7 protein-coding genes are annotated in these 11,735 nt (G+C 54.3%); all 7 read left to right on the plus strand.

Annotated features, from left to right (window positions below):
- Nucleotides 1–589, plus strand: a 589-nt coding sequence (gene bcsO / locus MES37_RS21380) for a cellulose biosynthesis protein BcsO (RefSeq protein WP_237932605.1), incomplete at its 5' end; no start/stop codon positions are given.
- A complete protein-coding gene (gene bcsQ, locus MES37_RS21385) occupies nt 580–1,383 on the plus strand; it encodes a cellulose biosynthesis protein BcsQ (protein WP_064542176.1) in 804 nt (267 codons plus the stop codon). The genes bcsO and bcsQ, both read left to right, overlap by 10 nt.
- 19 nt (nt 1,384–1,402) lie before the next feature.
- Nucleotides 1,403–3,523: a UDP-forming cellulose synthase catalytic subunit gene (gene bcsA / locus MES37_RS21390; protein ID WP_237932606.1), complete on the plus strand. Its 2,121-nt coding sequence runs from the start codon at nt 1,403–1,405 to the stop codon at nt 3,521–3,523.
- The gene (bcsB, locus tag MES37_RS21395) at nt 3,520–5,877 is read left to right on the plus strand and encodes a cellulose biosynthesis cyclic di-GMP-binding regulatory protein BcsB (RefSeq protein WP_237932607.1); all 2,358 of its coding nucleotides are present in this window, start codon (nt 3,520–3,522) and stop codon (nt 5,875–5,877) included. Before bcsA ends, bcsB begins: the two co-directional genes overlap by 4 nt.
- Before the next feature lie 12 nt (nt 5,878–5,889).
- Nucleotides 5,890–9,738 (plus strand): cellulose biosynthesis protein BcsC, encoded by a 3,849-nt coding sequence (locus tag MES37_RS21400; RefSeq protein WP_237932608.1) that lies wholly within the window; start codon nt 5,890–5,892, stop codon nt 9,736–9,738.
- Between the two features lie 2 nt (nt 9,739–9,740).
- On the plus strand, nt 9,741–10,208 hold the full coding sequence (bcsD, locus tag MES37_RS21405; RefSeq protein WP_064542188.1) for a cellulose biosynthesis protein BcsD: 468 nt from the start codon (nt 9,741–9,743) through the stop codon (nt 10,206–10,208).
- Between the two features lie 9 nt (nt 10,209–10,217).
- Complete coding sequence (locus MES37_RS21410; protein ID WP_064542192.1) at nt 10,218–11,213, plus strand: glycosyl hydrolase family 8; 996 nt, start codon at nt 10,218–10,220, stop codon at nt 11,211–11,213.
- Nucleotides 11,214–11,735 lie beyond the last annotated feature (522 nt).

The raw sequence follows: 11,735 nt of genomic DNA on the forward strand, positions 1-11,735 counted from the left end.
GACGCGTACAGGCTCTATCGACTTCAAAGATATGTCGGCGCAAAATCAGCAGTTATCGGACAGTAACTGGACGATAATCAAACAGTTAATGCATACCGAAGGCGATGACTCCGTGCTTTCCCATGCCGAAAGTATTTCCGTGCCAGCACCGCAAGCGGTAAAGGCTGATGAGTTTGATGCCAGCCATTTCAAGCCGCTGGTGGCGCAACCCATCAGCCAGTCAGCTTCTCAGGGCTCAATTCTCGACAGCCTGAACAGCGCGCTGCCAGAAAACAAAACCGAGTTATTTCAACCTGAGCAAAGCAAACACACTACCGCGACGCTGTTTGAACAACTGGCACCCGTCACCGCGCAGCCAGAACCGGTCATTGAACCGTTAAAAGAACCAATAAAAGAACCAATAAAAGAACCAATAAAAGAAACCGTAAAACCTGCCGCTGTCGCTGTGCCGCAGGGCTACGCACCGGTAAAAACAGAACCCGTGCGTTTTGACAAATTGTTCGCAGCAAAAGGGAGTACGGCGCGCAACCATCCCGCTAAAGACTTACCGCTGCAACCGTTGCTGGAGATGATCGCTTCATGCCGCTAGTGTGTGTGTGCTCGCCAAAAGGCGGGGTAGGAAAAACCACAGTTACCGCCAATCTGGCGTATGCGTTGGCTCGCGCAGGTAGCAAGGTGTTAGCCATTGATTTTGATGTGCAAAACGCGCTGCGTTTGCATTTTGGCGTGCCTTTATCTGATGGCCGTGGCTATGTGGCTAAAGCTATCGAATCGGCAGACTGGAGCCAGTCGGTTTTGACTGCCGGCAGCAATATGTTCGTGCTGCCGTATGGTGATGTCAGCGAAGAACAGCGCCTTGAATTTGAGCAGCGCCTGAGCACCGACAGCCATTTCCTGATGCGTGGATTAAGCACTTTGCTTAACTACCCGGGCCTGGTCATTATTGCCGATTTCCCACCAGGCCCAAATCCGGCGTTAAAAGCGGTTTCGCGACTGGCTGACCTGCATCTGGTGACCATGCTGGCAGATACCGCTTCGCTATCATTGTTGCCGCATATTGAAAATCATCGTCTGATTGGCGAACCGCTAAACAATAAAGCCGGATACTATTTTATCCTCAACCAGAGTGACAACCGCCGCCATATAAGCCGCGATGTCACGGCATTTATGCAGCAGCGTCTTGGCGATCGTCTGCTTGGCGTTATTAACCGCGATGAAAGTGTGGCGGAAGCCAATGCTTCTCAGCAATCAATATTCGATTTTAGTCCGGCTTCCGCTGCGGCTTTTGATATTGAACTTATCAGTAAGCGAGTCGCAGGTATTCTCGACATAAAAATTGGTGATGGCGCGGTACATACCGGCCTGAGAACGTCAAATTTCTGACAATCATCCAGGATGTCCTATGAAAAAGGTCCTGTTTTATTTACTGCTATTGGTGTTAGCGCCAATAGCAGTCCTGATCATCATTACGCCTATGGACAGCCAGAAGCAGTATATCTTTGGCTTTATCAGCCTGGCGATTCTGTTTTTATTAGGCTTCAGCAAAAAGCACAGCGTGTCGATAATCATGATGCTGGTTTCAGTCTTGATGTCGACGCGTTATATTTATTTTCGTGCTACCCAAACGCTGCACTTTAATTCCGAAATAGAGGCCATCCTCGGGATAGGGTTATTTTTAGCCGAACTGTATATCTGGGTCATCTTATTACTGAGCTATTTGCAAACCTCGTTCCCATTAAAACGGGGGATTGTGCCGCTACCGGACGACACCTCTAAATGGCCGACGGTCGATATTTATATTCCCAGCTATAACGAAAGCCTCGATGTGGTTTGCGATACGGTTCTGGCCGCGCAATGTATCGACTACCCGCGCGATAAAATCAAAATCTACCTGCTTGATGACGGTAAGCGGCGCGAGTTTGCGGTGTTTGCCGCCGATGTGGGCGTGGGCTATATCACGCGTAACGATAACTCACACGCCAAAGCCGGTAACCTCAACCACGCCATGAAACTCACTCACGGCGAGTTGATCACGGTCTTTGACTGTGACCACGTTGCGACGCGTATCTTCCTGCAAGCCACCGTCGGTGCATTCCTGAAAGACTCGAAACTGGCGCTGTTGCAGACACCACACTATTTCTATTCACCCGATCCGTTTGAACGTAACTTATCGGGAGGGCAAAACATCCCCAACGAAGGTTCACTGTTCTACGGCCCCATCCAGCAGGGGAACGATAACTGGAACGCCACTTTCTTCTGCGGTTCATGTGCCGTAATTCGCCGCAGTGCGCTGGAAGAAATCGGCGGATTTGCCGTGGAAACCGTGACCGAAGATGCGCATACCGCGCTGAAAATGCAGCGCCTGGGCTGGAAATCTGCCTTCCTGGATATTCCGCTGGCGGCGGGGCTGGCGACTGAACGCCTGGTGCTGCACGTGATTCAGCGTACCCGCTGGGCGCGTGGCATGACGCAAATCTTCCGTATGGATAACCCGTTATTTGGCCGTGGCCTGACGTGGCAACAGCGTTGTTGTTACCTCAGTGCGATGCTCTATTTCCAGTTCGCTTTGCCGCGTGTGGCGTTCGTCACCGCACCGCTGGCGTACTTACTGTTTAACCTGAACATCATTCACTCCTCGGCAAGCCTGATCTTTGCTTACGCGTTGCCGCACCTGATCTTGAGCATTTATCTCAACTCGCGCATGAACGGGCGCTACCGCTACAGTTTCTGGGGCGAGATTTATGACATGGTGCTGGCGTTCCACCTGGTTCTGCCCACGGTTATCACCATGCTGTTCCCAAAACGCGGCAAGTTTAACGTCACGGATAAAGGTGCGCTGCTGAACGTGGGCTACTTCGATTTCAGCGTGGTGCGGCCTCATGTGATTATCGCGGTGTTGCTGGCGGTGGCGGTTGTCGCCGGGATTGTGCGTGCTTGTGCGCACGACTACTTTGGTGTTGACCCGAATGTTATCGCGCTGAACGTCGGCTGGGGGTTGTACAGCCTGGTGTTCCTGCTGGCGGCGATTGCCGTCGCCCGCGAAACGCGCCAGACGCGAAAAACCATCCGTATTGATGTTGAAGTCCCGGTGGTTATTCACTACGCCAGTGGAATATCTTCCCGTAGCAACACTATCGATTTGTCGATGGGCGGTTGCCAAATCGCAGTGCCGGATGACCGCCATCTCAATGATGAAATCGAAGAAATCGAGCTGCAACTGAAGTCCGGCTCTATCAGCATTCCGGTGAAAGTGATCGCTTGCGACGAGCAGGCCATTCGCCTGATGTTTGAAGAGATTCCACTGGACAGGCGTCGTGAACTGGTGCGTGTGGTTCTGGCGCGTGCCGATGCGTGGATTCGTCCGCCAAAACCGCAGGACAACCCGTTCCGTTCCCTGCTGATCATTATTCGTTGTGTGTTTGACCTGTTCTGGCTGACGTTCAAATCGCGCCGCGAAAACCGTCGCCTGCGCCAGGAAGAAGCCAAACGTATGGAAGAAGCCCGCGAGGACAACGTTGCATGAAAGGGATGAGTATAAAGCTTTGCCAGTTGTTGCTCGCGTTGACGGTTTTGGCCTCACCGGTTATGGCGGAAGACGCCACGACGGTGGAGTCACAAATTCCCCTGGATTTACCTGCACCCGACGCGGCCTTTGCACCAGGCGCTGCACCGGTATCGGAAACTGCACCAGCTCCGGCAGTGGATGCACCCACGCCATCGGTGTTTACGCCTGGCAATGTGAGCAGCATTACCGTGGCGCAAATGGGCCAACCACGTGGCGTTATGCTCAGCGGTGGGCAGTTGCAGGCGGGTATTGATTTCACGTTGCCGACCGATCAGGTCATCACCAACGCACAACTTTACCTGAACCTGAAAGTCTCTCCGGCGATGGCGGCGCGTAATACTACGCTGCAACTGATGATGAACGGTCAGCCTTTGGGAACGGTGCCGTTGGGTTCTGCCGATAGCGATGTGTCCAACTATCAGCTGGAAATCCCGGCGGCGATGGTGGTGTCGAGCAATAACATCAGCTTTAAAATCAACGATGGCGATGCCCTGCTGTGCCTGCGCGACCTGTCTGATAAATACCAGGTCACCATCATGCCGAACACGCGGTTGGATCTGGAAGGCCAGCAGCTCAATATCGGTGCCGATCTCAGCCATTTCCCGCGCCCGTTCTTTGACTCAATGCAGATGACTCCCGCTTCATTGGAGTTTGCTTTCCCGGCAAAAACGCTGCCTGAACAAGTGAGTGCGGCGGCGTTGGTTGCCTCCTGGTTGGGCATTGAGGCGGATTATCGCGGTATCTCCTTTAACGCGTTATCCGACAAACTGCCTGAGAAAAACGGCATTCTGTTTGGCAAGCCCGGCGAGCAGATTGGCGGCCTGACCTTGCCTGAAACCCAAAAACCGATGCTGCAAATCATCGATAACCCAGGCAACCCGGTTTATAAACTGTTGTTGGTGGTGGGCAATTCCGACCAGCAATTGCGCGCTGCGGCGTGGCGTTTAACGCAGGGGAAATTCCCTGGGCAAACCGCAAGCACTGCGGTAGAAAACCAGACAATCCCAGTGAGCAAAGCCTATGACGCTCCGCGCTGGATCTCCACTGAACACCCGGTGCGTCTGTCCGAGTTGATGCGTAAAGACCAAAGCCTGACGGCGACCGGCATCTGGCACGAGCCATTAAGCGTGGCATTCCGCGCGGCTCCGGATCTGTTCTTGTGGGATGGCGACACCATCCCGGTGAAAATCGGCTATCGCTTCCCGACGGAAAACTGGATTGATGAAGAACGTTCTTACCTTTCCCTGACGCTCAACGGCACTTTCCTGCATAACTTGCCGGTGAATAAGCAAGGCGCGCTGGAAACGCTGTGGCGCAAAGTGGGCGGCGATGCGCGCCAGGAAGAGTACAACCTGGCGCTGGAGCCGTACCTGATTTACGGCGACAACCAGTTGTCGCTGTACTTCAACATCCAGACCAAAGAATCGGCACCGTGTAGCGTGCTGCTCAATAACAACATTAAGAGCCGTATTTCTGACGATTCATGGATTGATTTGAGCAAAACGCGTCACTTCTCGTTGCTGCCAAATCTCTCTTACTTCGTGGGTGCGTCGTTCCCGTTCTCCCGCTTTGCTGACTTTGCCCATACCGTGTTGATGCTGCCAGAAAACCCTGGCGAGGCTGAAATCAGCACGCTACTGAATATGGCTGCCCGTTCAGGTAATGCAACCGGCACCTCGTTAAACAACAACACGGTGATGTTTGGCGTGCCAACGGCGGGCGCAAACTTGCAACGCCTTGAACAGAGCCACGTGCTTTCCGTTTCGACCATCAATCAAAGCGCGTTTAACAAAACGCTGCTGGCACAGTCGCCGTTTAACAGCAACGAGCATTCGTTCGGCGTCCGTGAACGCTCAATCTGGCAAAAAATACAGCACTGGATTGAAGGTGACTGGGGATCGAAAGGCATTGCGGCTGACCGCTATTTCTCATCTAACGAAGCGTGGCGTGGGTTTGTCAGCTTCCGCTCGCAGTGGAACCCTGACCGTGTGGTGGTGATGGCGATTGGCAGTACCGATGAACAGCTTTCGCGGCTGCAGACCGACTTAAGTTCTTCGCGCATCAACGCCGGTATTCGTGGCGACGCCTCCATCATCACCGATGAAAACGGGGTGCGTAGCTTCCGTGTTGGACAACAGTTCCCGAGCGGCCAAATGCCGTGGTACATGATGGTGGTCTGGTATGCCAACCAGCATTCAGCCCTGCTGGCCATTTTAGGTTTGTTGTTCGCCTCGGTTATCGGTTTGAGCTTGTACGCCCTGTTGAAAAAACGCGCGCATAAACGTCTTAATCCTCAGGATGATGGTAAGTAAAGGTGGTGCTCAATGAATCATAAAAACAAAAACGCCCGCCGCTTGTTAACTCTGTGCTTCTTTGGCGGCCTGGCGTTTAGCGCGACCGCTGCGGAAAACAACCCGGCGTTAAAAGCGTTGTTTGACCAGGCCAATTACTGGCATGAAAAGTCACATGACGAGCTGGCAAAAGACGCGTTGCAGAAAGTGTTGATGGTTGATGCCAATAACACCCAGGCGATGTACCTGATGGCGCTGTGGGCACAGCAAGCCGGGGATATTAAAGGTGCCGCCCAATGGCGCGAACGCCTGGCTTCTGTTTCGCCACAAGACGGTAATTTGCAGGCGCTGGATAACGCTAAACAGATTCAGCAAATCCCGCGTGGGCAGCTGGATTTAGCGCGTCAGCAGGCGCGCAGCGGCAATATTCCCGCCGCCCTCGCCACCTGGCGCAGTTTGTTTAATGGCGACCAGCCGCCGCCGAGCCTCGCGCCAGAATATTACCTGACGATGGCGGGCGACAAATCGCTGTATCCGCAAGCGGTGGCTGGTTTACGCCAGTTTGCCGCGCAAAATCCGCAGGACAACGGCGGGCGTATTGCGCTTGGTAAAGTGCTGACCTACCAGGATGCCACGCGTCGTGAAGGCATGGACATCCTGCAAAATATGGCGAGCGGTAGCCAGGATGCCGATAAAGCTTTGCGCCAGGCGCTGTTGTGGCTCGGCCCAACTGCCAGCGACGAGCAGTATTATCAAACCTTCCTGCAACGCCATCCGAAAGATACGGTGGTGCAAGAGCACTACCGTAAAAGTGTTGGCGGTGCCGCAAAAGGCGAAGGGTTTAACGCGCTCAATAGCGGCAACACCGAAGTGGCAAAAAACCAGTTTGAACAAGTGCTGCAAAACAACCCGCAAGACGCCGATGCACTGGCCGGGATGGGCTACATCGCGCAGCGTAAAGGCGATTACACCGCCGCCGCAGAATACCTGAATCGCGCCGCCAGGCAGGGTGGCGATCAATCTGGCGAGCGCAAACAACAAGCCGATGACGCCGAGTTTTACGGGCAACTGGCGAGCGCTCAGGCTGCATTCAAACAGGGCAATATTAGCCAGGCCCTGGCGCTCAGCGCGCCTCTGGCACAGCAAAGCGGTGAACGTGGAAATGCTGCGAAGTTATTCCGTGCGGATGTCCAGCGCCATAACAAAGATTACGCCGAGGCAGAGCAGACTTTACGCAGTATTTTGAGCGAACAACCGAATAACGGCGCGGCGCGCGAAAACCTCTATTACGTGTTGCGTGAGCAGAATAAAACCGCCGAAGCGCAAGCGATGCTGCAAACCCTGCCTGCCAGTTTGCAGGCCAAATTGCAGCCGCGCGTTTCTGGCGGTAATCCGGCCGATCCGCTGCGCCGCCAGGCACAGCAGGCCGCGGCAAATGGCAACCCGCAACAAGCCATCGCTATTTTGCAGCAGGGCGTGGCGCGTTATCCGTCCGACCCGTGGCTGCGTCTTGATTTAGCGCGCCAGCTCCAGAAACAGGGGCGTCGTGACGAAGCCAGCAATGTGATGGCGGCTTCTTTCCGGCCAAACGCCTCCAATACAGAACTGTACGCGGGGGCATTGTTTGCCAGCGAAAACAATGCCTGGCAGCAGTCACAAACTTTATTGTCGCGTATTCCCGCGTCCAGCCAGACCAACGACATGCGCAGCCTTGCGGCACGTGTGAACTACAATCTGCAAATGTCGGTAGCGGAACGCTACCTCGCGCAGGGCGATACGGTGGCGGCGGCGAATACCTTAAAAGCGCTGGCGATGCGCCCGCCACAAAGCCCGGCAGATGCGGGAAAACTGGCAAAAATGCTGGCGCAAACCGGCGATGTCAGCACGGCGGTAACGATTGTGCGCGACAACATGCGCCGTGGCGTGCAGGGCAACGCCGGTGATTATGGCGACCAGATTGCGGTGCTGAACCAGGCCGGGCTGGGGCGTGAAGCGCAGGCGTTTCTGGCGAATCCAGAATTGCAGTCGCGCAGCACACCAACGCAGCTTGCCAGCGTTCGCAATGGCTACGTGATCAACGAAGCTGACCAACTACGTACCCAGGGCAATTATGCGGCGGCGTACGATAAACTGATCCGTGCGATGCAGAACGACCCGCAAAATACCGACCTGATGTTTGCGATGGCGCGTCTGTATCAGTCCGGCAAAATGAACAAAGAAGCGGGCGTGGTTTACGACTACCTGATGACGCGTGACACGCCGCAACAAGATGCGCGCGCGGGTGCCATCGACGTGGCGCTCGCCAGTAAAGACGTCGATAAAGCGAAACAGCTGGCCACCGGGTTGCGCAACGATGAAACGCCGGATCGCCTGCTGTTACTGGCGCGCGTGGCCGAAGCCGATGGCAACCACCAGCAGGCGATGGGCTACCTGCGCACCGCGCGTGGCAAACTGCTTGGCCTGCAAGGAGCCGAAAGCGGAACCGCGCCAACGCTCGGAGGCCTGGCATTAGCCGATAACCCGTTCACCCCGAAAACCTCCGTCGCCCCACAAGCCACCGCCGCTAACTCGCTGTATGGCGAAGCGATGCCGTGGCAAGTCGCACAGCTGGCGCGTAATCCACAAACCGCACCGCCGGGTACCACGCGTACCGATCTGCCGGTCGAGACGGCACAGGCAGGCACCTTGCGCCAGGTGGATAACATGATGGAACAGCTGACCGACAAAACCGCCACCTGGGCGCGTGGTGCGGTGGCTGTGCGTGGGCGCGATGGCGAAAGCGGTCTGAGTAAACTCACTGAAATCAAAGCGCCATTGCAGTGGTCGACGGTGCCGTTTGGCGACTCACGTTTAGATCTTAACGTTACGCCAATCAGCCTGAATGCGGGCAGCTCGTCTGACGAATCCAGCCGCCGCTTTGGTACCGGCGCGTTGATTCAGGGGCAGGTGGGCGAGGAGCTGTATAACGCCTCAACCACCACGCCGCCAGAACTGCCCAATATCGACAAGATAAAAGTGCCTTCACAAGGCTCGCAAAGTGCTGCGGGTGTGGAAGTTGGGATGGCGTTAACGGGCGAACAGTACAAACTCGACGTGGGCTCCACGCCATTAGGCCAGGATTTAAATACCGTGGTCGGTGGTGTGCAGTGGTCGCCACAATTAACCGATTACCTGAAATTGATTCTGACCGGCGAACGACGTGCCGTGGTCGACAGCCTGCTTTCTTATGTCGGTGTGGAAGACAAATACAGCGGCAAAAAATGGGGCCAGGTCACCAAGAACGGCGGTAGCGCGCAACTGAGCTACGACGATGGCGATGCGGGTTTCTACGCGGGTGTGGGTTTGTATAACTACATTGGCGAAAACGTGCCGAGCAACGGCAATGTTACCGGGAATGCTGGCGTTTATATTCGCCCGTTCCATGCTGATGACCGCGAACTGAAAACCGGTATCAGCATGACGTATATGGATTTCTCGAAAAACCTCAGCTATTTCAGCTACGGGCAAGGCGGTTACTTCAGCCCGCAAGACTATATCAGCGTCTCCTTCCCGGTGGATTACACCCAGAAGTTTAATAACTGGGATATGTCGGTGGGCGCATCGTTGGGTTATCAGTCCTATAGCCAGAATCAAAGCCCGTACTTCCCGACCGATTCGGCGATGCAGGCGCAACTGGAAAATTACGTCGCCAACGGCTTCGCGAAAGAAGCGTGGTACAGCGGCAGTAGCGAAAGCGGCATTGGCTATAACCTGCGTGCCGCAGCCGATTACAAAGTTAACAAAGACATGACGATTGGTGGTCAGGTGGGTTATGACACCTTTGGTGATTACAACGAAAGTACCGCACAGCTCTACTTCCGTTACCTGCTGGGGAATAATTAATCATGAATGACGCGCAGTTGTTGCAGTACTTTCAGAATCAGCAGACCCAACCGGGCTGGTTCTCTTTGCTCCACATCATGATTGATAGCATGGTGGCGAATGCGGGTGAAGAAGAAAGCCGCCCGTTTCTGATGCAAATGGGTGACACGCTGGCGGCACGCCACCCATTAGCATTAGCGCGAACTGTGGGCGAACTCGAATCACAGATAAATGTTCAGCTCGCCCGTTTCAACTGGGGCTATATTGATATCGAAGCCAGCGAAACGGCGATGCTCATTCGCCACATGGCTTTACCTGTTCCCGCAGACGAAGCGCAGCAAGTTTCCTGGAGTCACGCATTTAGCGCTGTTCTGGAAGGTGTCTACGCTCGTTGGTTACGCGATCAGGGCGGTAAACCGCATGTGTCGCTGTGGCGCGAGTCTTCACCGTCAGCAACAGTGGTACACTTTCGATATCAAAATAGTCGATGAGGTGCTTTGATGTTGCAGCGATGCAAAACGCTGATAGTGGCAGTTGTTGCCTTGTTCTTCTGCCAGCAAGCGCTGGCTGACACTGCCTGGGATAGCTACAAATCCCGTTTTTTAATGCCCGATGGCCGCATTGTCGACACCGGGAATAAAAACGTCAGCCACACCGAAGGCCAGGGTTTTGCCATGATGATGGCCGTGGCTAACGACGACCGTGCCAGTTTCGATAAAATGTGGAACTGGACGCGAAAAACGCTGAAAAACCCCGATAATGGTCTGTTCTACTGGCGATATAACCCCGTTGAAGCACAACCGATCACCGATAAAAACAACGCCGTCGATGGCGATACTTTTATCGCGTGGGCGCTGTTAAAAGCGGGCAACAAGTGGCAGAACCCCGATTATCTGAAAGAATCAGATGCCATCACTAAGGCGTTGGTTGCCCACAACGTTATCCGTTTTGCCGGTTACCAGGTGATGTTGCCTGGCGCTAACGGTTTTAACCTCAACAGCTATGTGAATCTCAACCCCTCTTACTTTATCTTCCCGGCGTGGCAGGATTTCGCTAACCGCAGCCATTTAACGGTGTGGACGGATTTGATTAACGATGGGCAGAAACTGTTGGGGAAAATGCACTTTGGCGAGCCTCAGCTCCCGTCTGACTGGGTTTCGCTCTATTCCGATGGGCGTACTGTTCCGGCAAAACAATGGCCAGCGCGCTTTAGCTACGATGCGATTCGCGTTCCGCTGTATGTGTATTGGTTTAATCACAGCAGCCCAGAGTTACAGGCTTATAAAACCTGGTGGGGGCGTTATCCACGTGAGAAAACACCAGCCTGGGTGAACGTCACCACTGGCGATACCGCGCCGTATATGATGGATGGCGGGTTACTGGCGGTGCGTGATTTAGTGTTCCAGCCGGGGAGCGTTGCACAGCCGCAAATTACGGCGCAGGAGGATTATTATTCTGCGAGTTTGAAGATGCTGGTGGCGTTGTCGGTACGGTGATTTTTTGCCATCACCCTGGCAATTTTGTCAGGGTGAGATCTGTAAGCCTCTCTGATTCTCCGTTCACCTGTGCGTTCAGTTATCTCTTTAATTACAGAAAACGGTGAACGTATTAAGGAGTTAACGCCAACTCCTTAATAATCCAGGCGCCCGGCAAATCAATCGCCGCTAAAGCGGTAAACACCGTTTTTCACCCAACATTCGGGGTCGTTCGCGACCCGTTTATTCGGCACATCCCTGTGCCGAACCACTTCGTGGCCAACGCAAGCGTTGTTCAAAAATGTTCCTGACATTTTTAGTCAGACGATCGCTCTCTCACGTGGTTCCCGACCACGTGACCCCGACTGAAGGGTAAAAAACGGTACGATTGAAGCCGGGAACAAGGTCAAAACCGCTCTGGCCTTTGACTTTGAATTTCGGGTCCGGCTTAAATCGCCTCCATTTTGACTCCAGGTGGCAGGGTCCAGCCGTCGGGAACGGCTGGAGGGCGCGATCGTCTGGAACGAATCGCAACCGACCCTG

It is taken from the genome of Buttiauxella sp. S19-1, assembly GCF_022134725.1.
GTDB lineage: Bacteria > Pseudomonadota > Gammaproteobacteria > Enterobacterales > Enterobacteriaceae > Buttiauxella > Buttiauxella ferragutiae.

Coding starts and splice junctions, on each gene's coding strand:
- bcsD (WP_064542188.1), top strand. CDS start 9,741: ATGAATGACGCGCAGTTGTTGCAGTACTTTCAGAATCAGCAGACCCAA.
- MES37_RS21400 (WP_237932608.1), top strand. CDS start 5,890: ATGAATCATAAAAACAAAAACGCCCGCCGCTTGTTAACTCTGTGCTTC.
- bcsB (WP_237932607.1), top strand. CDS start 3,520: ATGAAAGGGATGAGTATAAAGCTTTGCCAGTTGTTGCTCGCGTTGACG.
- bcsQ (WP_064542176.1), top strand. CDS start 580: ATGCCGCTAGTGTGTGTGTGCTCGCCAAAAGGCGGGGTAGGAAAAACC.
- MES37_RS21410 (WP_064542192.1), top strand. CDS start 10,218: ATGTTGCAGCGATGCAAAACGCTGATAGTGGCAGTTGTTGCCTTGTTC.
- bcsA (WP_237932606.1), top strand. CDS start 1,403: ATGAAAAAGGTCCTGTTTTATTTACTGCTATTGGTGTTAGCGCCAATA.